Origin of the sequence: Kitasatospora sp. NPDC050463 (assembly GCF_040655255.1) — a bacterium.
GTDB lineage: Bacteria > Actinomycetota > Actinomycetes > Streptomycetales > Streptomycetaceae > Kitasatospora.
The window spans coordinates 1-22,597 of sequence record NZ_JBFAJO010000072.1; the positions used below are offsets into that span (position 1 = coordinate 1).

19 protein-coding genes are annotated in these 22,597 nt (G+C 67.3%); 9 read left to right on the forward strand and 10 right to left on the reverse strand.

The window, feature by feature from the left end:
• Positions 1-473 precede the first annotated feature (473 nt).
• From AB0J08_RS32495 to AB0J08_RS32510, 4 genes are all read left to right on the forward strand, one after another.
• The gene (locus tag AB0J08_RS32495; protein ID WP_360641448.1) at positions 474-1,949 is read left to right on the forward strand and encodes an ATP-binding protein; all 1,476 of its coding nucleotides are present in this window, start codon (positions 474-476) and stop codon (positions 1,947-1,949) included.
• A 71-nt stretch (positions 1,950-2,020) separates the two neighbouring features.
• Positions 2,021-4,804: a Z1 domain-containing protein gene (locus AB0J08_RS32500; protein WP_360641449.1), complete on the forward strand. Its 2,784-nt coding sequence runs from the start codon at positions 2,021-2,023 to the stop codon at positions 4,802-4,804.
• Complete coding sequence (locus AB0J08_RS32505; RefSeq protein WP_360641450.1) at positions 4,801-5,811, forward strand: PD-(D/E)XK motif protein; 1,011 nt, start codon at positions 4,801-4,803, stop codon at positions 5,809-5,811. Before AB0J08_RS32500 ends, AB0J08_RS32505 begins: the two co-directional genes overlap by 4 nt.
• Positions 5,804-7,813 (forward strand): AIPR family protein, encoded by a 2,010-nt coding sequence (locus AB0J08_RS32510; protein ID WP_360641451.1) that lies wholly within the window; start codon positions 5,804-5,806, stop codon positions 7,811-7,813. The genes AB0J08_RS32505 and AB0J08_RS32510 overlap by 8 nt, the downstream gene beginning before the upstream one ends.
• 20 nt (positions 7,814-7,833) lie before the next feature.
• Here the strand turns inward: AB0J08_RS32510 and AB0J08_RS32515 are convergent, their stop codons facing one another.
• The gene (locus AB0J08_RS32515) at positions 7,834-8,022 is read right to left on the reverse strand and encodes a hypothetical protein (protein WP_360641452.1); all 189 of its coding nucleotides are present in this window, start codon (positions 8,020-8,022) and stop codon (positions 7,834-7,836) included.
• A 55-nt stretch (positions 8,023-8,077) separates the two neighbouring features.
• On the opposite strand from AB0J08_RS32515, the gene AB0J08_RS32520 reads away from it, so the two are divergent.
• Positions 8,078-8,536, forward strand: a complete 459-nt coding sequence (locus tag AB0J08_RS32520; protein ID WP_360641453.1) for a very short patch repair endonuclease — start codon at positions 8,078-8,080, stop codon at positions 8,534-8,536.
• On the opposite strand, the gene dcm is transcribed toward AB0J08_RS32520, so the two are convergent.
• Positions 8,487-10,463, reverse strand: coding sequence for a DNA (cytosine-5-)-methyltransferase (gene dcm / locus AB0J08_RS32525; RefSeq protein ID WP_360641454.1), 1,977 nt, complete (start codon positions 10,461-10,463; stop codon positions 8,487-8,489). The two genes, AB0J08_RS32520 and dcm, sit on opposite strands and share 50 nt — an antisense overlap.
• A gap of 751 nt (positions 10,464-11,214) precedes the next feature.
• Here dcm and AB0J08_RS32530 point away from each other — a divergent pair.
• Positions 11,215-11,769: an NUDIX hydrolase gene (locus AB0J08_RS32530; RefSeq protein WP_360641455.1), complete on the forward strand. Its 555-nt coding sequence runs from the start codon at positions 11,215-11,217 to the stop codon at positions 11,767-11,769.
• 122 nt (positions 11,770-11,891) lie between these two features.
• Here the strand turns inward: AB0J08_RS32530 and AB0J08_RS32535 are convergent, their stop codons facing one another.
• The gene (locus AB0J08_RS32535; protein WP_360641456.1) at positions 11,892-12,764 is read right to left on the reverse strand and encodes a class I SAM-dependent methyltransferase; all 873 of its coding nucleotides are present in this window, start codon (positions 12,762-12,764) and stop codon (positions 11,892-11,894) included.
• 176 nt (positions 12,765-12,940) lie between these two features.
• Between AB0J08_RS32535 and AB0J08_RS32540 the strand changes: the two genes are divergently transcribed.
• Positions 12,941-14,647, forward strand: a complete 1,707-nt coding sequence (locus AB0J08_RS32540; protein ID WP_360641457.1) for a proline--tRNA ligase — start codon at positions 12,941-12,943, stop codon at positions 14,645-14,647.
• A 12-nt stretch (positions 14,648-14,659) separates the two neighbouring features.
• On the opposite strand, the gene AB0J08_RS32545 is transcribed toward AB0J08_RS32540, so the two are convergent.
• The 6 genes from AB0J08_RS32545 to AB0J08_RS32570 form a co-directional block, all read right to left on the reverse strand.
• Positions 14,660-15,325 (reverse strand): PIG-L family deacetylase, encoded by a 666-nt coding sequence (locus AB0J08_RS32545; protein ID WP_360641458.1) that lies wholly within the window; start codon positions 15,323-15,325, stop codon positions 14,660-14,662.
• A complete protein-coding gene (locus AB0J08_RS32550; RefSeq protein WP_360641459.1) occupies positions 15,322-16,203 on the reverse strand; it encodes a radical SAM protein in 882 nt (293 codons plus the stop codon). Before AB0J08_RS32550 ends, AB0J08_RS32545 begins: the two co-directional genes overlap by 4 nt.
• 55 nt (positions 16,204-16,258) lie before the next feature.
• Positions 16,259-17,302, reverse strand: coding sequence for a glycosyltransferase family 4 protein (locus tag AB0J08_RS32555; RefSeq protein WP_360641460.1), 1,044 nt, complete (start codon positions 17,300-17,302; stop codon positions 16,259-16,261).
• Positions 17,303-17,422: 120 nt separating this feature from the next.
• Complete coding sequence (locus tag AB0J08_RS32560; RefSeq protein ID WP_360641461.1) at positions 17,423-18,007, reverse strand: hypothetical protein; 585 nt, start codon at positions 18,005-18,007, stop codon at positions 17,423-17,425.
• 161 nt (positions 18,008-18,168) lie between these two features.
• Positions 18,169-18,567, reverse strand: coding sequence for a hypothetical protein (locus AB0J08_RS32565; RefSeq protein WP_360641462.1), 399 nt, complete (start codon positions 18,565-18,567; stop codon positions 18,169-18,171).
• Positions 18,568-18,611: 44 nt separating this feature from the next.
• A complete protein-coding gene (locus AB0J08_RS32570) occupies positions 18,612-19,004 on the reverse strand; it encodes an ATP-binding protein (protein ID WP_360641463.1) in 393 nt (130 codons plus the stop codon).
• A 255-nt stretch (positions 19,005-19,259) separates the two neighbouring features.
• On the opposite strand from AB0J08_RS32570, the gene AB0J08_RS32575 reads away from it, so the two are divergent.
• Complete coding sequence (locus AB0J08_RS32575) at positions 19,260-20,612, forward strand: transcriptional regulator (RefSeq protein ID WP_360641480.1); 1,353 nt, start codon at positions 19,260-19,262, stop codon at positions 20,610-20,612.
• A gap of 288 nt (positions 20,613-20,900) precedes the next feature.
• Positions 20,901-22,067: a damage-control phosphatase ARMT1 family protein gene (locus tag AB0J08_RS32580; protein ID WP_360641464.1), complete on the forward strand. Its 1,167-nt coding sequence runs from the start codon at positions 20,901-20,903 to the stop codon at positions 22,065-22,067.
• A gap of 93 nt (positions 22,068-22,160) precedes the next feature.
• Here the strand turns inward: AB0J08_RS32580 and AB0J08_RS32585 are convergent, their stop codons facing one another.
• Entirely contained in the window at positions 22,161-22,496 is a 336-nt protein-coding gene (locus AB0J08_RS32585) for a hypothetical protein (protein WP_360641465.1), read from the reverse strand.
• Between the last annotated feature and the right edge of the window lie 101 nt (positions 22,497-22,597).

Sequence of the window (22,597 nt, forward strand, 5' to 3'; positions counted from 1 at the left end):
TCGGCTTCTTCTTCCCCATGCTCTCCATGATGGACATCATCCTTCCGGGGCCGAAGCCCCTGATCAGGAGTGTCCGTCAAAGCGGATCAAGCCCAAGCTGACGCTCATTGAGAGGAGTCCAGCGGTGCATACCGCCGTGGTACCGCCTCGCTTCCGTCCAGCACAAGCCAATTGATCAAACCCGCGGAGAAGAAGACCGCTCGGCGTCCGCGCTGCGGCTTGGGCTCAGCGGATCACCTGTGCTGTGTGGTGACGGCTGGACAACTGGTGGATGATGCACCGATCTGACAGGTGTAGCAGCCAATGCTTCGACTCCCTACTACCATCTGCCTGGGGTGCCTTGGGACGGGGGCGAGAGCGAGCGGCGCCGATGCTCCGTGCGCGCAGTCCCCGCAGCCTTCGCTCGTCCGGTTCCCCCGGATGGGCGCGCACCGAAGCGGTAGTCAGAACGGGAAGCGAGACCAGAACCGAGCATGATGTACGACATCGCCGCCCCCGAACCTGCGGGCATGGTCGCTTCCCTCAGCTCGCTCGGGTACTCGTTGCCGGCCGCCATCGCAGATCTCGTGGACAACAGCATCTCCGTCGGGGCATCCACAATCGACGTCGAGTTCACCTGGGCTGGACGGGACTCGTGGATCGCCGTGGTCGACGACGGCACCGGGATGACCGCAGACGGGCTCGTGACCGCCATGACCGTGGCAGCCCGGGGACCCGGGACACCCCGCAGTACGACGGACCTGGGACGCTTCGGTGTCGGTCTCAAGTCGGCCTCCTTCTCGCAGGCCCGCCAACTCACCGTCGCCACCGCGACCTCCGGTGTGTGGCACGTGCGGACGTGGGACCTCGACGTCGTCGAGGAGACCGGAGAGTGGCGGTTGCTGCACGGTGCGGATGAGGAGACCACTGAGCTACTCGAAACGATCCGGGGTACGGCAGAGCACGGCACCGTCGTGCTCTGGCGGCGTCTCAACGGCTACCACACCGACGCGGTGGCGGTGGAGGACGAGCGGACCCAGAAGCAGTTCTACGCGGAGGCCGCCCGAACGGAGTCGCATCTGGGCATGGTCTTCGCCCGCTTCCTCACCGGAGGTCGACGCCGCAACCTGCGAGTCTCCGGCAGCCTCGTCGAGCCCTGGGATCCGTTCCTGTCCCGCCATCCGTCCGTACAGCCGCTTCCCGTCGAGCGTCTGCCGCTGGGAACAGGTTCCGTGCGGGTGGAGGCGTTCGTCCTCCCCAGCGCACAGAGGCTCAGTCAGGACGAGTACGAGAAGGCTGGCGGCCCACGTGGCTGGCTCGACCAGCAGGGGTTCTACGTGTATCGCCGGGACCGTCTGATCCTGGCCGGCGACTGGCTTGGGCAGCGCGGGTTGCGTCGCGAGGAGAAGTACAACCTGGCGCGGATCGCTGTCGACATCCCTGTCGAGACGGATGTCGAGTGGGGGGTCGATGTCCGGAAGTCCAGCGTCGTCCCACCTGTCGCCCTGCGTTCTCATCTCCGCCGCATTGCCCTTCAGGCCAGGAGAAGGGCCGCTGACGTCCTTCGCCACCGTGGGCAGATCGCAGCTCGAACGCATGGGGACCCGTTGCTGTACGCGTGGAACGTCCGTCGTGCCGACGACCGGGTCACCTGCAGGATCAACCGCGGGCATCCGCTGGTGAAGGCGGCTCTGCGTCCTGGCAGTGCCAGCTCGGCCGACGTGCGTGCACTGATCCGTCTGCTCGAGGAGACCGTGCCGGTCACCGCCCTACGGGTGATGCACGAGACGGACACGAGCGACGACCCCGAACCCTTCGGTGGTCCCGGAGTCGCCGATGCAGAGGCAGCAGAGGTCGCACAGCGGATCTACGAGGCGCTGGTCTCCGACGGCCGCTCGCCGGCCGCCGCTCGCGAGCGTCTTCGGACGATGCCCCCCTTCGACCAGCTGGAGGGCTTCTGGACCGGGTGAACCAGATGATGTGTCAGTAGCAGCCGACCCTAGCCTGCCCCCAGCCGTTTCCGCCCAGTCGGAGGTCCACCGTGAGTTCCACCCCCGAGGACTCCCTTGAGTCCCTTGCCAAGGCCCGTCGCCTGGTTCTCGCACTTCTGTCCCAGGACCGTCAGCCGACACCAGCCGAGGTGCAGAACGCGGTCACCGTCATCTTCGGGATGCTGGCCGGTCAAGGCGAGGTGCTCGACCGTGACCAGCTGGCCAAGGAGATCGAGGTCCTGACCGCGGTGTTCCAGGAGGGTTCCTCCGGACTGGAGAGCAGCAGCGGACACGAGCCCTGGCTACCGGAGGCCAAGAACGACCGGTCCTGGGACTTCTGGGAGCGCTACCGCCGGTACCTGGAGGACGTCAGCAACCTTCCTCCGCTCGTCGTCCGTAGGTTGGACCAGAGCACGGACGACGTCCTGAGTCAGCTTGAGGACCCGCGCCGGGTCGGCTCCTGGCGCCGGACCGGCCTCGTGATCGGCCAGGTGCAGTCGGGCAAGACCGGGCAGTACATCGGACTCGCCGCGAAGGCCGTGGACGCGGGATACCAGTTCGTGGTGATCCTCGCCGGTATTCACAACGACCTCCGGAGCCAGACCCAGCTGCGCGTCGACGAGGGACTTCTCGGCTTCGACACCCAGCACCAGCAGCGGTCCAACCAGAACGGCAAGTCCCGCCTCATGGGCGCCGGCCGTATGCCAGGTGCCAAGAAGCTCGACATCGCGTCCCCCACCAACAGCTCGGAGAAGGGTGACTTCGGCCGACAGGCGGCAAACGCCGTCAACTTCCCGCTCGGTCGGTTCCCCGTGGTTCTCGTCGTCAAGAAGCACTGGAAGATCCTCGAGTACCTGCGTACGTGGGTGACCGAGGTCCAGGGAACGGAGGACGAGACGGGGAACAAGGTCGTACGCGACATCCCGCTGTTCGTCATCGACGACGAGGCGGACAACGCCTCCATCAACACCGAGCGCGATCCTGACGCGGATCCCACCAGGACCAACGGTGCGATCCGCGAACTCATGAGGAGCTTCGAGAAGTCGGCGTACGTCGGGTACACCGCCACCCCCTTCGCCAACATCTACATCGACCCTGACGTCGACCACGCCGAACTCGGTGCCGACCTCTTTCCCGACAGCTTCATCCGCACCCTGCCGTCGCCGACGAACTACCTCGGCCCAGAGCGGGTGTTCGGGCTCCAAGTCGACGCCGACGACGAGGAGGACGTGCCGCCACTTCCGCTCGTACGCCCCGTGGAAGACGCGGAGAGCTGGGTTCCCAGTAAGCACAAGTCCTCCCACACCCCCTCCGACGACCTTCCTCCGTCTCTCCGCGAAGCGATTGCCTCCTTCGTCCTCGCCAGTGCGGCTCGACGGGCACGGGGGCAGGTGAAGGTCCACAACTCGATGCTGGTGCACGTCACCCGCTTCACCGCGGTCCAGGGGATCGTCAAGGACCAGGTGGACGACCACCTGCGTCTCCTCGTGGACTCCCTTCGCGACCGGTACGGACAGGCTCCGCAGCGCATGGCAGAGCTTCAGGCCCTGTGGGAGCGGGACTTCGTCCCGACCACGGGTCATTTCACGGCGGACGAGGCTCAGCGCCTCACCTGGGCGGAGGTGTCCAGCCAGCTCCTTCCCGCACTACGCAAGATCGTGGTCAAGACGGTGAACGGCACCTCACGAGACGCGCTCGACTACTACGAGCACCGGAGGGCCGGCCTCTCCGTCATCGCGGTCGGCGGCCAGAAGCTCTCCCGAGGACTCACCCTGGATGGCCTCACCGTCAGCTACTACCTTCGTGCGTCCAGCACGTACGACGGCCTGCTACAGATGGGCCGCTGGTTCGGGTACCGGCCTGGGCACGAGGATCTCTGCCGCCTCTACACCACTCCCGACCTGCAGGCCAAGTACATCGAGGTGACCGCTGCGACGGACGAACTGCGGCGTGAGGTGGAGGAGATGGCTGCAGTGGGCCTCACCCCACGACTCTTCGGCCTGAAGGTACGTGCCTCCTCACTGGGCCTCGCGGTCACGGCGGCCAACAAGATGCGCCAAGGCACGAAGGTGATGCTCAGCTACTCCGGTGAAGGGCCGGAGACCGTGATCTTCAATGTGGCCGACGGAGTTGTAGAGAACAACCTCAAGGTCCTCGGAGACTTCGTACAGAGGCTCGACGGTCTCACGACCGCCGACCAGGAGGCACCGGGCGCCAGCGTGGTGTGGGGACGGGTGCCCTCCGACCCCATCGTCGAGTTCCTCTCCGGCTATGAGACCGATCGAATGGCACAGCGAGTCCGCCCCCGGTTCATCGCCAAGTACATCGAACAGTGCATGGCTGTGGGCGAGCTTCCGCAGTGGACAGTTCGCCTGGTTGGCAAGAGGACCACGAAGGACTGGCAGAACGTCGCTGGTTACAACGTGGGGCCCGTGGAGCGTACAGCCCTCAACGACGTCAAGGCCGAGGGCCGATACACGATTCGCCGTCTGCTCAGTCCGCCCGACGAATACCGTGATCTGGACGACCCGCAGGTGGAGGCCGCGAAGGAGAGGACACGGGAGGCTGCAGCGCGCAAGAAGCGCGAGAAGGTCCCCCAGTCCCCTTCGGGCGAGCAGATCCGCTGGCAGCGCCGACCCGACCAGGCACTGCTGCTCGTCTACCTGATCGAGCGGCCGGCGACCGAGGACGGTCCGGCCCAGTCACCGCTGGTGGGCTTCCAGTTGAGTTTCCCGGAGTCTGAGCACCAGTCCGACACCGAGTACGTCGTCAACAGCATCTGGCAGAAGGAGGGCCTTGATGCCCTCGACGACGACGAGGAGGACGGGGAGTGACAATCACCGAGGCCGAGTGGCACGACCTGGAGGCGCCCCAGGACGCTCCCGGTCGGTCCAGGATTCGCCTGCATCCTGACGCCCCGTTGGACGTCTTTCTCTCCGTCTCCCACCCTGCACGGCAGCGCATGCTCATTCTCAGGGCCGATGCCCGCTCAGCGGAGCACATCGTGCGATCCGTGGGCAGGCTACCCCGTGCGGCCGGTCTCGAGATGAGCCTGAGCGCTGTGTCGCGTCTCGAGTACGAGCTCCAGGTGGTCCTCACCGCCAACGAGCTGCGGGAGGTGTTCAACCCGCTCGTCACCGACGTCGCCGACACGGTCAGAGAGGCCCCGGGGGCCGCAGCAGCTCTGACGGCAGCGGTGGAGAGGTTCGAGCGGTGGCAGGACCTCCTGCGTGCTGTCGGCAGGGACGGTCTCGGTCCCGAGGCCCGCCGAGGGCTCTTCGGCGAGCTTCTGGTGCTGCACGACCGCATCCTGCCCGTCGTCGCCGCGGCTGCGGCCGTCGAGGCATGGACAGGGCCGAGTGGGGCCAACCAGGACTTCCAGCTGCCTGGGGTCACGGTGGAGGCGAAGGCAAGCACCGCCAGGCAACCCCGGAGCATCCGGATCGCCAGCGAGCGCCAGCTGGACGACACCGGAACGCCGTCGCTCCTGCTGTCGTTGGCCATGCTCGACGAACGCCGGGGCGGTTCGGGGGAGAGCCTCAACCGCCTGGTGGATCGGATTCGGGAGCGCCTCGCCAGCCCTGCCGTGCGTGCAGCCTTCGACGGCCGACTCGTGCAGGCCGGCTACCTCCCCGGACAACGCGACCTGTACGAAGAGCCTCGCTACACCATCCGTGACCTGCGCTTCTGGCACGTACGGGAGAACTTTCCGAGAATCGTGGAGGCGGATCTTCCCGATGGTGTCGGAGACTGCACCTACCACGTGAGCACCTCGGGGCTGGATCAGCACCGCGCCAGCACCGACGAGGTGACCGCACTGATCGGGGGAACCGATGTCTGAGCTCGACCTGTCCCAGTACGCCCGCGCCGTCGTCGCGGACGTCCAAGCGACCGCTGACGCCGAGGGGACCATGACCTCCGAGACGTTCACGCGGCGAGTGTTCGAGGACTTGGAGCAGGCTGGTATCGCGTCCAACACGTTCACCGCGTATCACGGTGCACATGGGCACCTGGTTCACGGATACGGAATTGGTGATTCCGGGGAGTGTCTCGACCTCTTCGTCACGGACTTCGAGCTGGACCCCCTCCGGTCGAAGCTGACGAAGGGGCAGACCGAGACCGCGTTCAAACGGCTCCTCACGTTCGTCCGGCGATGCCAGGATGGACTGCGCCAGCACATCGACGAGTCCTTCGACGTCTACGACATGTGTGCGGCGGTGGAGAAGGCACTCACCGAGGTGCAGCGGATACGGCTCTTCCTCCTCAGCAACCGTGTCGGCACAGGCACTGTGGTCCCGCCCACCGACTTCGACGGGCTCCCCGTGACCCACGAGGTCTGGGACTTGGCGCGACTGCACCGGCACGCGACGTCCGGCAGCATCAGCGAGCCCATCGTGGTCTCGTTCGACCCCCCTCTGTCCTGCGTCTCGGCGCCCAGCAGCGAGCCGGACCACTCGGTGACCCTGGCGGTTATCCCGGGTCAGAGGCTGGCCGCTCTGTACGGGGAGTACGGCACGAGGCTTCTCGAACTGAACGTCCGTTCCTTCCTGCAGGCCCGTGGGTCGGTCAACCGCGGTATCCGGGAGACTCTGCTGAACTCTCCAGGCAGGTTCCTGGCGTATAACAACGGCATCACTGCGACCGCCTCGCAGGTCGAGTTCGCCTGCGGTCCGGACGGCAGGCCGACGGGCATCTCCCGGGTGCACGGGCTCCAGGTGGTGAACGGTGGTCAGACGACGGCCTCGCTTCATTACGCGTCCAGCCGCGACAAGGCTGACCTGTCACACGTGATGGTGCAGATGAAGCTGACCGAGGTCTCTCCGGAGCGGCTCTCGGAGATCGTCCCGATGATCTCCGAGTACTCCAACACGCAGAACCGCGTGTCGCTGGTCGACTTCAGTTCGAACCACGAGTACCACGTGGCCCTTCAGCGGATCACCAGGTCCCTGTGGGCGCCAGCCGCGGACGGCAGTGGCCAGGAGACCCACTGGTTCTACGAGCGGGCACGCGGCCAGTACACCGACGAGGTGGCCAAGGCCCGGACGCCTGCGAAGCAGCGCACGTTCAAGAAGCTCAACCCGACGAAGCAGAAGTTCACCAAGGCGGACCTCGCGAAGTACGTGAACTCCTGGAACCACCTTCCGTTCCAGGTCAGCCGTGGTGCGCAGAAGAACTTCGCCGTGTTCATGGACCAGATCGGTGAGGCGCCACCTCGCGTCGACGTCCAGTACTGCCAGCGCGTGATCGCCATGGCCGTCCTCTTCAAGGCAGTCGACCGCATCGCCGCGAACCACGAGGCCGGCAGCTACAAGAGCATGATCACGACGTACACCGTGGCCCGCCTGTCGCTCGCGACGGAGCAACGCATCGACCTCGACAGGATCTGGCGGGAGCAGCGGATCTCCCCGGCCCTCGAGGCAGCGATCGACGATCTCTGCCCCAGGGTCATGAGGGCGGTGACCAGGCCGCGTGAGGGTAACCACGTTGGCGAGTGGGCCAAGAAGGCCGTCTGCTGGGACGCCGTCTCCCGTGTGGCCTGGTCCGTGCCTCGCGACCTGGAGGCGGAGCTGCGTGACCGTCCTCTGGACGAGCAGGCACTCGCGGGAGGCGCGGAGGGCACCACGGGAGCGAGCGACGAGTTGGCTTCGATCCCCGCGGACGAGTGGTTCGCCATCGAACACTGGGCGAAGGAGACGCACAACCTCGACCCCTCGCAGCGCCAGCTCGCCCAGTACGTCGGCAGGCGGCTCGAACTGGACCAGGCGATCCCCGAGGCACAGGCGGTACAGGCGCTGCACGCTCGGAACGAGGCACTGTCCCTCGGCTTCGTGCCAGGCCCGTAGGCCCGACTCCTTGTCGACCCTCAGAGCTCCCCGTGTTCGAGCAGATCCCTCATGGCGTCCTCGGCGCGGCGGAGCACGATCCGCCCATCTCCGTCGCTGAAGGCAAGGAGGTCCGCCCCCGGGGCGATACCCGCCTCCGCGAGCAGACCGATGGGAAGCTCGACCAGACCCTGGTCGTCGACACGGAGTTCTGCAGGTTCCCGAAGCATGGGACGAGTGTGGCACCCTCGCACTCGTAGGGCTGACGAATGGCTGGCCGGAGGCATGGCACCACGTGAGGACACGACCAAGGCGGAGTGGGTCAGCACCGAGCTGAGCAACCACCTGCGCGGCCGACGCACGAGCAACACCGCGCCGGAGGTGGCTCTCCGGCGGGCTGTCCACCGGCTCGGGCTCAGGTTCCGTCTACAGCGCAAGGTGGCTGCCCGTTGCACCGCGGACTTCGTCCTACCCAGGTACAGCGTGGCGGTGTTCGTCGACGGATGCTTCTGGCACGGTTGTCCTGTCCATGGCCCGAAGTCGTTCCGCGGCCCCAACGCCTCCCTGTGGGCATCGAAGATCGAGACCAACAAGGAGAGGGATCGCCGCAACACCGAGGCTGCCGAAGCGGCTGGCTGGACCGTCGTACGTGTCTGGGAGTGCGAGATCCGGAAGAGCGCGGAGCACGCTGCGCTCAGCGTGGCTCAGCAGTGCAACCGGCCTCACGAGCCTGAGCCAGCATGATCTCCCGACCGTGAGTCCCGCTCATCGCGTCCGTGAACAGGTCGCTCGAGACGCTGTCTCTGGCAACGCAGTACTTGCTCAGGGGGCATTCGTCACAGAGCGGCTCCTTAGCTCTGCAGAGACTGCTCCCGATGAGGCGAAGAGCTGCCATGCGCAGCGGCGCTTCCTCACCGGCCCCGACCAGCTTCACAAGGTCGACGCGGCCGTCGCTGAGCCTGTTCGTGCGGTCCGAATCGCTACCGTGCAGACGTGCGGCGACGCGCAGCGCTCCCTGCCCCACCCACAGGAGGTCCTCACCGACGAGCAACTGGTAGAGCCTCGCCTCAGCCGGCTTGAGCTCCAGGTGCTCGCGCACCTTCTCTTCGTCACCCCAGACAGCCGATTTACCGACCACCGCGGCAAGTCGGCCGACCCGCTTCCTCGCCGCCTCGGTGGGTGCCGCCGCGGCGAGGGCCGTGAGCGCGGTCTTGCTCAGGCTCGTCCGCCCCCTCACAACCTCGAGCATCCCGGCCAGCTGCGTGGGCTGCATCTTTGTCCCGGACAGTATGGCCACCACGGCCGCCTGCAACCCGGACATCTGCTCGCCCGGAAGCTGGTACCAGTGCTCCGACTCGCGCTGGCCCTCGGCCCAAGCCGTCAGGTCCATTCGCACCGTACGCCACCGCGGCTGGAGTCCGCCCTCGGGCGGCTGCTCGTCACTCACGGGCAGCAGTGCTTCGGCTGCGGCCTCACCGAGGAGTGGCGGCACCGCGTTACCGATCTGGCGGAAGGCGTCACTGCGCGTTCCGGCGAAACGGAACCGGTCCGGGAAGGTCTGCACCCGTGCTGCTTCCCGCACGGTGAGTGTGCGCGGCTGCTCCGGGTGGATGTACCAGTAGCCGTCCTTGGCGATGTGGGCGGTGATCGACCTGCTGAGGTCCGACCAGTCGAGCTTCTTGTACTTGTCCGTGAAGTGGTCGGCCTTGTAGCGCTGCAGGTCCGGGGCGATCTCCGAGTACAGGGTCTTGGAGTCCATGCTGGAGAAGATCTCCCAGTCATCCTTCCGGACCCGTCGGGTCATGTGGTCCCAGACCCGGTCCTTGCGGGCCCACTTGCGCATGTCCTGCGCGAACTTGGAGGGCTTGGACGGGCTGCTGTACGGCAGTACACGCTCCCCGACACGCTCCGTGGCTACAACAGGCAGGACAGGAAGATCACCGATGGCGTCCTGGAGGGTGGTCCGGTTCTCCTGCTCCAGTTCCTGGCGCCACTCGAACCGCTCGACGTCGTTCCTCGCCAGGAGGATCAGACGCTTCCTGTGCTGCGGGACGCCGTAACGCCACGCATCGACCAAGCGCACCTGCGTCGCGTAGCCGAGATCCTCCAACTGCTCCTCGATGGTGCGCACCACGAAGAAGTCGTCGCCGAGGCCCATGTCAGGCACGTTCTCCATGAGGACTGCACGCGGCCGGAGACGCTTCACCACGTCTAGATAGGCGCTCCACAGCTCCTTGCGGCGATCACGGGGATCACGCCCGTGATGCTCCACGAGACTGCGGATCTTGCTCCTGCCGGCCCTGCTGAACGGCTGGCAGGGAGGACCGCCGGCCACCAAGTCGATCTTGGCTGGCGCCAACAGCTCCACGAGGCGATCGCGCTCGTCAGGGTTGCCCAGATCCATCTTGAGGCTCATGCCCGGGAAGTTCGCGGCGTGCGTCTGCAGGGCTCGCTCGTCGAAGTCGACTGCGGCTGCGACCGTCCACTTTGCTCGCTCCAACCCCAGACTCAGTCCACCCGCGCCGGAGAACAGGTCGACGGCCAAGCGCTTGTCGCTTCCGTAACCGCTCAGCCACTTGCCGAAGTTCTCGGGCTTACAGCTGTTCCTGTGGCGCTTGAGTTCCAGGCAGTCGCTCCGCTCCAGAGGCACCCCGTAGTGCTGCTTGCGCACAGTGCGAACCTCCGTAAGACGAGATGAACGAGCACCAGGAGATCACACATCTTCCGGCGGGATCAAGTGATCTGCTCTCTACCTCGGAGAACAAGGTCGATCGCTGCCTCCAAGGGCCCGCGGATGTTGTGCGCTCGCCGTTGTCCGGCGCAACGTCCAAGGGGTGCCCAGCCGGACAGTGTACCGTGCCTCGCCGACAAGATCATCCACGGGGCCCGGCGTGAGGTGCCACGTTATTCAGTCGGAACGCCGAATTCCTGGCGGGCCGACGGACCAATTGCTGACGGCCGCAGGCCTGACCCTGACGTCGGTCGCACGCGGCCCGAGGCACGGCAGTTTCCGACCTCCGCACGGCGCCTTGAGTCTTCGGTGACAACCCCGCGGCGTATGCCTCCCGATCGTGTCCGTCATGCTCGGACCAACGAGCGCTGGACCGTCCCGTTCCGGGACGATGCCGACACGGCGCACGGAGACCTCGGAACACACCGCGCTGTTGTCCAAGATCAGCAGAGGACCTTCGCGACGCCCGTCCGCTTCGCAGAGCGACACCCATCCGCATCGGGTCGGCAGTGGGCGCCAGGAGACCAGGTATGGCAGCGACCCGATCGACGGCGCCGTGCGCGCTCGGGCCGACCAGCGTGAGAGTGATCATCCATGAATGAAGCTGCTTCACATGCGCTCAACGCGCCCTGTCCACTTGGCAGGTGTGGTCAACTATGGCCGCTGTCGCCTTCCCAGGATGTGATTGCTGATGAGCACTCAGGCCGATGGGCTCGAGCCGTGGAAGATCTACGGGTCGCGCGTGGTTTATGACAACCCATGGGTACAGCTGACGCTCGTGGACGTCGAGCCGCCTGGTGTGGCGCGCTACGAGCATCACGTCGTGCGGTTGAAGCACGTGGCCATCGCCGCGGTGCTGGATACCAACGACCGCGTGTTGATGCTCTGGCGGTACCGCTTCGTACCGCAGTCCTGGGGCTGGGAGCTTCCCGGCGGCATCGTCGATCCCGGGGAGGACGGCCTGGGGGCTGCGCTGCGCGAGGTCGAGGAGGAGACCGGCTGGCGGCCAGATCACCTCGATCACGTAGTTACGTTCCAGCCGATGGTCGGCATGGTGGACTCGCCGCACGAGGTGTTCGTCGGCCAGGGGGCGACCCTCGTAGGCGCACCCGAGGACGGTGAGGAGGCCGGCCACGTGGCGTGGGTGCCGATGTCCGAGATCCCGATGCTCATGGCGGAGGGGAAGCTCATGGGTTCGGGAACCCTGGTGGCGCTCCTGCATGTCCTGGCTTCCCGTAGGCAGTGACAGCTGGGGGGATCGCCACCCTCACCGCGATGCTTCGAGATTTCTGACCGATTGGTCGATTCTGGCGCGTTGGCGGGCTACCCCCGTGCGATGGGCCAGGAACCGCGCCCGACGGAGGTAGTTCATGGTCTCGCCCACCGGCGTCGCCGAGCCGCGACGAGAATATGGGTTCCCCCATCGCGGGCACCGAGGCTGGCGCAGGCAGCGGTCTCGTAGGCGAGGAATCGCTCCCAGAGCTGCGGGGACTCCTCGATACCTGCCAGGACGTCTGGGCCTTCGAGGCTCGCCCAGTTGCTCGCCGATCCCGCAAGGATCTCGCCGCCGCATTCGGTGACGAGCGTGGTGAGCTGCTCCCAGGTGAACATGCGGCAGACGTGGACCATGCCGGGGACGTGGCGCAGGTCGCCGGTTCGGATGACGGCGTCCGTGACGTCGGTGCCGTAGCGGATGGCGAGTTGGGTGGCGCCGGGGAAGCGGGCTCGCCAGCTTCCCCACAGGGACATCACCGAGGCGACCACGATGCCGTCGGGCTTCACGATGCGGAGGAGGCCGGCGAGGGCTTGGTGTTCCCGCTCAAAGGCGTACGAGAGCGGGCCTCCGTAGGCGAGGACCATGTCGAACGTGGCGTCAGGGAAGCGGCTCGTGTCGCAGACATCGAGTGTGTGGCGCGCTTCGACGGCGTGTTCGAAACCTGCGGCGGCGACGTTGACTTCGTTCAGGTGGAGTTGGACGGGCGAGATATCGGTGACCACTACGCGGGCGCTGTGTTCGGCGAGCACGGTCGTGAAGCGCCCTGGGCCAGCGCCAACCTCCAGCACTCGCTGATTTCTCGTCAGATACGGGACAAGGAAGCGGCGGTGGATCTCGAAGGACACCCGACCGGCGACATCCTTGGTGAGCCGGTCGTGCTCTCCCTCACCGAGGGTGTCGTAGTAGCGGCGGATGGCGTCGACGGATTTGTTGCCGCGAGGCGTCTCATCCGGTGTGTCGGCCATCGGCCTCCGTCCGTGTCATCAGGGATGCCGCTCTGCATGTGGCCTCTGACCTGGGCTTCTCAAAACGGAGCGATTCGGGCAGGGCTCCGCCACTAGAATGCGTTCCCCGTCGTGATGTCGGCGTGAGCGCCGCCGCGACACTCCGCAGTTTCACCGAGAGGACGGTCTCCGGTCCTATGCGTTGGTCCCAGCTGTACGTGCCCACTCTCCGGGAGGACCCGGCGGACGCGGATGCGGTGAGTCACCGCCTGCTGGTGAGAGGAGGGTTCGTCCGACAGCTCATGGCCGGTCACTACTCCCTGCTGCCGCTGGCCGTACGCGTCCGCGCCAAGATCGTGGACATCATCCGTGAGGAGATGACCGCGATCGGTGCCCAGGAGTTCATCCTGCCCGCTCTCCACCCGGCGGAGATCTGGCAGCGCAGTGGCCGCTGGGAGGTGATGGGCGAGGAGATGTTCCGACTCAAGGACCGCAAGGGCGCGGACCTGGCGCTCGGCATGACGCACGAGGAGATCTTCACCGTCCTGTCGCAGGAGCTGAAGTCGTACCGGGACCTGCCGCAGATGTGGTACCAGTTCCAGACCAAGTTCCGCGACGAGGCCCGCCCGAAGAGCGGCCTGCTGCGGGTACGCGAGTTCACCATGAAGGACTCGTACAGCTTCGACATCGAGGCCGGCGGCCTCGACCGCTCCTTCGACCTGCACAAGGCCGCCTACGAGCGGATCTTCGCCCGCCTGGGCCTGCCGGCGATCCCGGTGCAGGCGTCCAGCGGCAGCATGGGCGGCAGCGCGTCGGTCGAGTTCATGAGCCCGTCGAACGCCGGCGAGGACCTGGTGGTCCGCTGCCCCGGATGCGACTACGCGGCGAACACCGAGAAGGCCACATCCACGCTGCCCGCCGTGGTGGACGGCCCCGGCCTGGACGCCCCCGAGCGGTTCGACACCCCGAACGCGCGCACCATCGAGGAGCTGTCCGTCCAGCACGACGTGCCGGCCGAGGGACAGATCAAGACGCTGGTGTACGTGGTCGACGACCAGCTGACCCTGATCCTGGTCCGTGGCGACCACAACCTCGTCGAGCAGAAGCTCATCGACGACCTCGCCGCCACGGTGGTGCGGCCCGCGACCGCCGAGGAGATCCAAGCGGCGCTCGGCGCCTCCCCCGGCAGCCTGGGCGCGGTCGGCGTCGCCGCGCTGCCCATCCTCGCGGACGAAGCCCTGCGCGGCCGCACCGACATGACCACCGGCGCCAACGCCAACGGCGTCCACTTGCGCGGCGTGTCGGTCGAGCGGGACATCGCGGTGCAGCGGTGGGCGGACCTGCGCGAGGTGACCGCCAGTGAGCCCTGCCCCCAGTGCGGCACGCCGCTGGAGGTGGTGGTCACGATCGAGGTGGGCCACATCTTCAAGCTCGGTCGCAAGTACACCGAGACCCTCGGCGTGACCGTGCTCGGCCGGGACGGCGAGCGCGTCGTCCCGATCATGGGCAGCTACGGAATCGGCGTGGAACGCGCCTTGGCCTCCATCGTGGAGACGCACCACGACGACAAGGGCATCATTTGGCCCGTCGCCGTCGCCCCGTTCGAGGTGGCCGTCGTCATGCTCGGCACCGGCGCCGAGAAGGTGGTCGAGGCTGCCGAGGGTCTGTACCGCCAGTTGCAGGGCGAGCGGGTCGACGTCCTGCTGGACGACCGTGACGAGCGGCCCGGTGTGAAGTTCCGCGACGTCGAACTGGTCGGCATTCCTTACCGGATCACAGTCGGCGCCCGCGGCCTGGCCGACGGCACGGTCGAGGTCACCACCCGGGCCACCGGCGAGACCCAGTCCGTGCCGGTGGCCGAGGCGGTGGAACACGTCCGCAAGCTGCTGACCGCCGCCGTGTGAGCCGTCGGCTCGTCAGCCGGACACCCGGTGGAACGCCTCGGTGAGAAGCGTCTCCGGGTAGCAGCGAAGGATCTTCGCGACGCTGCGCGCCTGGGTCTCGTAGTGGCCCATGGCGCGCAGCTTCGTCTCCAGGGCATCGCCCAGCTGCATCCGCAGGGTCGGTGGCAGCCGCATCGCCTCGACCTGCCTGGGGTCCAGGAAGCCTGGTCTGGCCGGTTCGGTGTACTGGATCGTGCTGGTCACCAGGAGCACGTCCGGGCTGGCGTCGTAGTGGTCGAGCGCAGCGAGGGCGATCCGGTGTGCGGCACGGTGGTCCGGGTGGCCGTTCATCCCGTTCGGTGGGAAGGCCACCACTCGATGGGGCTTCCAGCGATGCAGCGCCTCCAGAACGAGAGCTGTCCCGGTCGCCTCGTGGTCGCTGAGGCTGCCGTCGGGAAGGTCGTGCACTTCGGCGCAGGTGACTCCGAGCGCCTCGGCGGCGCGACGCAACTCCTGTTCACGAATGGCGGGCAGGTCCTCTTCGGTGCACATGCCGAGGGTCCTCCCCGCGCCTCCGCGGGTCAGGGTGACGGTGACCGTTGTGCCGCGGCGAAGTGCGGTGCGGTGGAGGAGCCCGCCGCAGTGCAGGGTCTCGTCGTCGGGGTGGGCGACAACGACGAGCAGGTCGGCGGCCGTCATGCCGGGACCTCCGTGACAGCGTTCTCCAGCGCGGCGAGGCGGTCGAGGATGTCGGCATCGCTGACGTTGCCGATCAGGTGCCGGCGGTCATTGGCGTCCTCGCTGTGCCAAACGGTTTCCTGCGACTGTTCCGGTGTCCACACGAGGCCGGCGGAGTCGATCAGCAGGTAACGGTGCTTGCGTCCGCCCGCGCTCTTGGCCGCGATCCTGACGTGTCCGGGCGCGTTGTCACGGGCGATGGCAACGGCGCGCTGGAAGTCGCCCTCGCTGATCAGGTAGCGCTCGCGGTTCCGGTGACCCAAGGGCCCGATCGGCATGAACTGGAAGAGCTGCCACTCCACGATGCCGACGAACCCACTCAGCAGCCCGGCGATCGCCGCGATGTCACCCGTGTTGCCGGAGTGGACGACGGTGTTGACGCAGATCCGGGCTCCGGCCTTCTCCAGGAGGGATAAGACCGCTAGCTGCGAGGTGACGGTCGCGTGTCGGCGGAACTGCTGCTGCACGGCGTCGGTGCTTCCGTCGAGCGGGATGCCGATCAGGTCGCTGACGGCGGCCACATCGTCGGCGGCGACCTGCTCGACGGCGCCCGTGCCCATGAAGCGGATCCGGGCTGCGCCGAGGAAGGCGGTGCCGACGGTGTCCAGGTGGATTTGGAGGCCCAGATCGTGGAGGCCCTTGAGCAACATGACGATGTCCGGCCGGGTGAGCGGGTCGCCGCCTCCGACGGTGATCTTCTCGATGCCGAACCGGTCGCGTAAGCCGGCCGCGAACCTGAGCACTTGGGGCGTCTCGGTGATCGTGCGGCCGAAGTAGTTGTAGCAGCCGGGGCAGGCCACGAAACAGCTCTTGCCCGCGCTGAGGATGACACTGCGCATGATGCCTCACTGGCGCTAGTGGGAAGGTGAGTTGAGCAGTGCGAAGCCGAGCGGATCAGCCCTGCGTGGCCATCTGGTAGGCGGCTTGGTAGCCGTCCGCCATCCGGCGGATCGAGAACTCCGAGGCCACGTGGGCGCGACAGATGGCGCGGTCGATCGAGGGCAGGCGACGGATCGCGTCGGCCATCTGCTGGGCGTTGTCGGCGAGGAAGCCGGTGACGGCGTCTCGGACGAGTTCGGGGGCGGCCCCGGCGCGCAGAGACACAACCGGTGTGCCGCAGGCCATCGACTCGATCGGCACGAGCCCGAACGGCTCGGGGATGAGCGAGGTCATCAGGGTGGCAGCGGCGCCGGCGAGCAGGGCGACCTTCTGCCGGAAGTCGAGTTCACCCAGGAAGGACACCTGGTCGCCGTCCACGTGCGGCTGGACCTGCTGCTCGAAGTACGCCCGGTCACCAGGCTTGATCCGGCCGGCGATCTTCAGGCGCAGTCCTGCGCGGCGCGCCGCCTCGATGGCGACGTGGACGCCCTTCTCGGGTCGGATCCGGCCGAGGAACACCAGGTACGGCCACGAGTCGGCTGCCTCGGTGCCGAAGGGGAAGGCTGCCACGTCGATGCCGTGGTGGACCGTGCGGAGGTAGTTGAGTTCCGGCAGGTGAGAGCGCTGGTCTCTGCTGATCGCCACGTAACGCTCGGCGGCGAACCGGCGGAAGAGCGGCGTGTTGTCCTCGTTGAAGAAGCAGTGCACCGTGTGGACCACCGGGGTTCGCAATCCGTGGAGCGCCGGGATCGCCATACACCCGGTGTTGGAGTGGACGTGCGAGTGGATGACGTCGAACTCGGAGGCACGGTCGCGTACCTCCTGGAGCTGGAGCATGCGGTAGACCTCGGGCTCGCTGACACTCGGGTCCGCGTGCAGCGCCGTCGTACCGATGCTGTGGAGGTTGCCGGCCACCTTGGAGTCGCCAGAGGCGAAGACGGTGACGTCGTGCCCGTCGAGGACCTGGGTCGTGGTGAGGTCGGCGACCAGCGACTCGACCGCCCCGTAGCCCCGGGGAGGGACGCTCTCCCATAAGGGGGCGACATGTGCGATACGCATTCGTTCGATCTCCTTTCGATACGGCGGCCCGCCGTTGCGACGGGCCGCCTGCGGTAGTTGGGCGCGAGGGCTGTAGCCGGGAACGCCGACTGTTCGGCTGTGGGCGAGGTTCGCTCGGCTTCAGGCGCGCGTGTCAGCGCCAAGCTCGGGTACGCCGGTGAGGAAGCCGCGCACCTCGTCCGCGCAGCGGCGGATGTCCGCCTCGTGGGATTCGAGGGTGAACAGGGTGAGGTAGCGGGCGATGTTGGACTCGTAGATCCGCGGGTTGATGCGGTGGGCCGCCATGGTGTCCGGCCACAGCGGGAGCATCCACACGTGGAAATGCGGCCGGTCGAGCTTCTCCTCCTGGTACATCTGCACCGCCGCCAGGCCCAGCCGCTCGCGCATGGCCCGCCGGACGGAGTGCGTCACCCGCCCGAGCCGTTCCACCAGCGGCAGTTCCATCTGGTCGAGCGCACCGATGTGCGGACGGACACCGACGACCATGAAGCCGGGCACGGCCCACTCTGCGTCCTGCCTGACGGTGATGACGCCGTCGTCGTACACGGGGGCGAGGATGTCGGGCAGCTCTCGTTCGGCGAGGTTCATGAAGCAGCCCCGGCAGGTGTCCTCGCGGACAAGGTGGCTGGGGCCGCCCAAGAAGTCGAGGTATCGGTAGCCGGACGGCGGATCCGGCAGGCCGGGTTTCACCACGGACTCGGGCATGGGGTCTCCATTCGAATCAGCTGTTTGTAGGGCGTTAGGAGTTTTTCGGGCGCGCACAGGCACGTCGTTGACTCAGTGGTGAGGCGTGGAAGGCAGCGTCGAGCACGCGCAGGCGTCAGAACCAAGCTCTGCCGCACTCCGCGATACGCGGGGTGACCGGGTCAGCCAGCGCTGTCGCGACTGTCTGCCCAGAGCCGTCGCCCGCGCAGTGCGAGCGCCGGACAGCTGAAGTGACGTCTACTCAGCAGAGGCAGCAGGGTGATGCGATGAACGGCGAGCACCATGCGGACTCCGGTGCCGCACAGCTCAAGTTCGTAGCCACTGCCGCCGTCGACCGCCCTGGCCACGGACGGAAGGACGGTGTGGTCGCCCAGCCACCTTCGAAGCTCGGCGTCCGTGCTTCGGCTCAGTGCTTGGCTGATGCCGGCAGCGGCTCGCCGCAGGCGCTTGTACGCGGCCTCCGCATTCGGCAGTACCTCCCAGTCGAAGAGCTGGGCGAGTTCGGTGCCGTGCACGTCGAAGTACGAGGTGCACCGGTAGAGCACGCCGGGTTGGGCCATGCCGAGCCCTCCAGGCGGCGCGACAGGCAGAGTGGGTGCCGACGTCATGCGGCGCTCTCCTCCTGGTGGGACCTTGATGCCTCGAGGCTGAGTCGGAACCAGACCTGCTTGCCTGATCTGCACGGCTCGGTGCCGAACCCATCCGCCATGGCCGCGAGCAGGGACAGCCCTCGTCCTCCGACTTCGTAGTCGGACGGCTCCCGGATCACCGGAAGGGTCACGTCGGAGTCGCTGACCCCGACGAAGACGCCGGAGTCCGTCTCCGACAGAACGAGCTCGCAGTCACCGCGGGTGTGCTTGTAGACGTTGGTGAGCAACTCCGTGACGCCGAGCTCGGCGATGAAGCTCAACTCGGCTTTGCGCCAGAGCCGCAGGTGCGCGCGGATGATCTCGCGTACCGGTTCCATGTGCTCGGGCTGGACCAGGGGGAGGCCCATGCGGTACCACCTCCCCTCGGTCGACTTCGCGACCTCGGGCGGGTCGCTCGATTCCCCTGCGTTGAGGCAGGCATCCGGAGAACCGAGTGACGTTACGTCAGTTGCTGTGCTCTCGGTCCTCATGGCTGAGTACTCCTCAAGCGGTGCAGATCACTTCGGGCAACCAGGTAACCGCCGTTGAGTAATCGGGAGTAATGTCGGCGGGGGTGTCGAAGGGTGTTACTTCCGCTACCGATCGTGCTGGGGGCCTTGGCGATGAAACCGGTGAACACCAAACTCGAGCAGCTGCTGGAGCAGTCCGGCATCAGCCGGGGTGAGCTGAGCAGGCGAGTTCGTGCGAAGGCGAAGGAGTGGGGCCAGCCTCACATCGCGCCGGACACGACGAGCGTCCGTCGTTGGGTGGGAGGCGAGATTCCACGCCAGCCGGTGCCGGACATCCTGGCTGACGTGTTCTCCGCCGAACTCGGCTACCGGGTCACCACCTACGATCTCGGCCTCGCAGACGCCCCGTCCGCCGATCGCTCACTGGTGTACAACTCCTCGTACGCGGCTACCGTGGAAGCCGTCACCAACCTGGGGAGAGCTGACGTGGACCGTCGCAAGTTCCTGGCCATGGCACCGTTCGCCGCTGTCGCCGGCGTCGGGCCATCGCGTGACTGGCTGCTGAGCACGCTGGACCAGTCCCCTACTCCCGGACCACAGGTACGGCTGGAAGACGTGACGGCTGTCCGGAACATGTTCGGCGCGTTCCAGCAGATGGACATCTTCCAGGGCGGCGGCTCAGGCCGGCTCGCACTCGCCCAGTACATGAACGCTCACGTCTACCCGCTCCTCCGCCGCACCTACACCGAGCAAGTTCGGCAGGCGCTGTGTGAGGCCGCCGCCGAACAGACTTACCTCCTCGGCTGGATGGCCTACGACAACGGCGAACACGGCACCGCCCAGCGCTACCTGATCCAGTCCCTCCGTCTCGCCGAGGAATCGCACAACCCCGCGCTCGGCGCCCACGTGCTGGCCGGCATGGCCGACCAGGCCACCCTTCTCGGCCATCCCGAGGAGGGCCGCCGCCTCGCCCAAGCCGGACGGGCCGGACTCGCCGGAGTCTCCTCGCCCTCCTGCCTCGCCGATCTCTGGGCATTGGAGGCTCGCGCGCTCGCCAAGCTCGGCGACAAGGTCGGCGCCGCTCAGGCCATCGTCCGCTCCGAGGCCGCCTTCGAGCGGGTCCAGCCGGACGAGGACCCCGAGTGGGCGAAGTTCATCGACGCCGCCTACCTCCACGGCGAGCACGCCAACACCTTCCGCGACCTCGGCCAGCCAGACCATGCGGCCGAGCACGCCCGCCTCTCCATCGATCACGCCAGGCAGCAGAAGCGTGCCCGGCGCGGCGCGATGTCCCAGGCGGCACTGGCCGTATCGCACCTGCAGCGCAACGACCTTGAAGCAGCGCACGCAGCCGGTGTACGGACTCTCTCGCTCACCAAGCAGGTGCAGTCCTCCCGCGCCATCGAAGCCGTCCAGGACCTCCAGCGCCGTATGGAGCCGTTCGGCGGTCACCGCCTGGTGGTGGACTTCGCGGAGCGGGCACGGGAACTCACTGCTGTGGCGTGATCGCTCGCACCACCGCGGCATTTGCTGCTGGTGCGGGAACCCGCTGCGCGGGCGGGATCCCATGAGCGTTCGGTGGCGGTCATTGTGGTCAGCGGCGGCTCCGTTCACCTCTACGGGTCGGCGCCCCATCCGGTTCGTGAACCCGCAAGGTGGGCGCGTTCGATCGCCGTCGACGCCGCGGGCTCCTACCTGGCGGTGAGCTCGGGCACCGCGAAGATCCATGTCTGCGACGCCGAAACCGGCCAGTTCCGAACCCGCCGACAGCCCCGTTGAAGGACGAATCTGAGCATGCCCACCGCACCCGTGATCCTGAGCGGCACCCCCGGCTCGTTCGCTCGGGACGTCTTCCACGAACGGCACCCGAAGCTCATCCAGCAGGTGCTCGATGCACTGCCGTACGGGCCGAGCGAGCGAGCCGCGATCGAGGAGCTCCTCGCCGAGAGCACTGACGGTGTGCTGCAGCCGCTCAGCACCAGTGCCCACGATCACCAGCAGTGGCTGGAGTGGGGTGACGGCCTGTTCGGACGGCCGTGGGGCGAGGCGCCGTTCCTGTGGGCCGAGAGCTACTTCTACCGCAGGCTGCTCGAAGCCACCGGCTACTTCCGGCCTGGTGCGTGGCAGGGCATCGACCCGTTCGCGCCGTTCAAGGACGCCGAACTCGCCGGTCCGGCCGTCGACGCCGAGCTGGCGGCCCTCGGCGACCTGCCCTCGGACTTCACCGACAAGCGAGCCGCCGCGCTTCTCTCATCGGCGCTCTGGGGCAACCGCGCCGACCTGAGCTTCCAGATCACGGCGGAGGCCGGAGGGTCGATCGCGTCCGACCTGGTGGCCGACGACAGCGAGTCGCTCTGGGCCGAGCTGGAGCGGGCCGAAGGCGGGCGTGTCTGCATCATCGCGGACAACGCCAGCCGGGAGCTCCTGCCGGACCTGGTGCTGGTCGACCACCTCCTGGCTTCCGGCCTGGCAGCACAGGTGGTCGTGTACGTGAAGCCGCAGCCGTACTACGTGTCGGACGCGACGATGGCCGACGTCCTCGCCACCGTCCAGCGCCTGCGCACCGCCACCACTGCGGCTGCCGCGACGATCGGCGAACGGCTGTGGCGAGCGATGAACAGCGGCGCGCTCGTGGTCCGCACGCACCCGTTCTTCTGCGCGCCGCTGTCGTTCCACGACATGCCCGCCGACCTCCGGTCCGAGTTCGTCGGCGCAGCGATGACGATCCTCAAGGGCGACCTCAACTACCGTCGACTGGTGGGCGATCAGCTGTGGCCGCCCACCACTGCGTTCACCGAGGTGGCCGGCCACTTCCCCTCAGCCGTCACGGCGCTGCGGACGCTGAAGTCGGACGTGATCGTCGGCGTCGATGCTGCCGTCGTCGCTCAGCTCGACAGCGCCGGGACGCCGTGGCGTACCAACGGCCGCCATGCCGTCATCCAGGTCGACCTCCGCCGGTAGCCGAAGCGCCGTCCGTGTGCCCCGCTGTTCTCGCTTGTCCGGGCGTGACGCGGCAAGCGTCGGAGGTGAACAGTGGCGGGTGCGGCGTGGACGTCAGTCCAGGTTCCAGGTCGTTCCGGCGAGGAGGCCGTCGAAGGCGAGGGCTCTCATGGCGGTGTCGAAGTCGTCCCATTCGTGCTCGGGTTCGACGTAGTGCCGGTCGAAGTCGGCCCGGGTGAGGTCAGGCTCGCGCCATTCGTGGGCGCAGCGGCAGCGGACGAAGATCTGGTCGTGGACGGCGAGGAGGAGCCAGTCGCGGCGGGCGCCGCAGCCGGTGCAGGTGATGGTGATGCCGCGGGGGTTGAGCTCGGTGGGGTGCGGGACGGCGCGGATGACAGCACGCGCGGGTTCGGGGGCGGGCTTGTAGAAGTCGTGGTCGTAGTCGGTCATACGGTCCCTTCGGGTCGGCAGCGGGGCAGCAAGGGACCATACGACGTGCGCTGCCGGAATGGATCCCTCCCAGCGAGAAGGACATCGAATCGACACCGTCA

What these genes read in the sequence shown, in the direction of transcription:
- AB0J08_RS32495 (WP_360641448.1), top strand. Translation starts at nt 474, where the DNA reads ATGATGTACGACATCGCCGCCCCCGAACCTGCGGGCATGGTCGCTTCC.
- AB0J08_RS32510 (WP_360641451.1), top strand. Translation starts at nt 5,804, where the DNA reads ATGTCTGAGCTCGACCTGTCCCAGTACGCCCGCGCCGTCGTCGCGGAC.
- AB0J08_RS32515 (WP_360641452.1), bottom strand. Translation starts at nt 8,022, where the DNA reads ATGCTTCGGGAACCTGCAGAACTCCGTGTCGACGACCAGGGTCTGGTC.
- AB0J08_RS32520 (WP_360641453.1), top strand. Translation starts at nt 8,078, where the DNA reads ATGGCACCACGTGAGGACACGACCAAGGCGGAGTGGGTCAGCACCGAG.
- AB0J08_RS32530 (WP_360641455.1), top strand. Translation starts at nt 11,215, where the DNA reads ATGAGCACTCAGGCCGATGGGCTCGAGCCGTGGAAGATCTACGGGTCG.
- AB0J08_RS32535 (WP_360641456.1), bottom strand. Translation starts at nt 12,764, where the DNA reads ATGGCCGACACACCGGATGAGACGCCTCGCGGCAACAAATCCGTCGAC.
- AB0J08_RS32540 (WP_360641457.1), top strand. Translation starts at nt 12,941, where the DNA reads ATGCGTTGGTCCCAGCTGTACGTGCCCACTCTCCGGGAGGACCCGGCG.
- AB0J08_RS32545 (WP_360641458.1), bottom strand. Translation starts at nt 15,325, where the DNA reads ATGACGGCCGCCGACCTGCTCGTCGTTGTCGCCCACCCCGACGACGAG.
- AB0J08_RS32550 (WP_360641459.1), bottom strand. Translation starts at nt 16,203, where the DNA reads ATGCGCAGTGTCATCCTCAGCGCGGGCAAGAGCTGTTTCGTGGCCTGC.
- AB0J08_RS32555 (WP_360641460.1), bottom strand. Translation starts at nt 17,302, where the DNA reads ATGCGTATCGCACATGTCGCCCCCTTATGGGAGAGCGTCCCTCCCCGG.
- AB0J08_RS32560 (WP_360641461.1), bottom strand. Translation starts at nt 18,007, where the DNA reads ATGCCCGAGTCCGTGGTGAAACCCGGCCTGCCGGATCCGCCGTCCGGC.
- AB0J08_RS32565 (WP_360641462.1), bottom strand. Translation starts at nt 18,567, where the DNA reads ATGGCCCAACCCGGCGTGCTCTACCGGTGCACCTCGTACTTCGACGTG.
- AB0J08_RS32570 (WP_360641463.1), bottom strand. Translation starts at nt 19,004, where the DNA reads ATGGGCCTCCCCCTGGTCCAGCCCGAGCACATGGAACCGGTACGCGAG.
- AB0J08_RS32575 (WP_360641480.1), top strand. Translation starts at nt 19,260, where the DNA reads ATGAAACCGGTGAACACCAAACTCGAGCAGCTGCTGGAGCAGTCCGGC.
- AB0J08_RS32580 (WP_360641464.1), top strand. Translation starts at nt 20,901, where the DNA reads ATGCCCACCGCACCCGTGATCCTGAGCGGCACCCCCGGCTCGTTCGCT.
- AB0J08_RS32585 (WP_360641465.1), bottom strand. Translation starts at nt 22,496, where the DNA reads ATGACCGACTACGACCACGACTTCTACAAGCCCGCCCCCGAACCCGCG.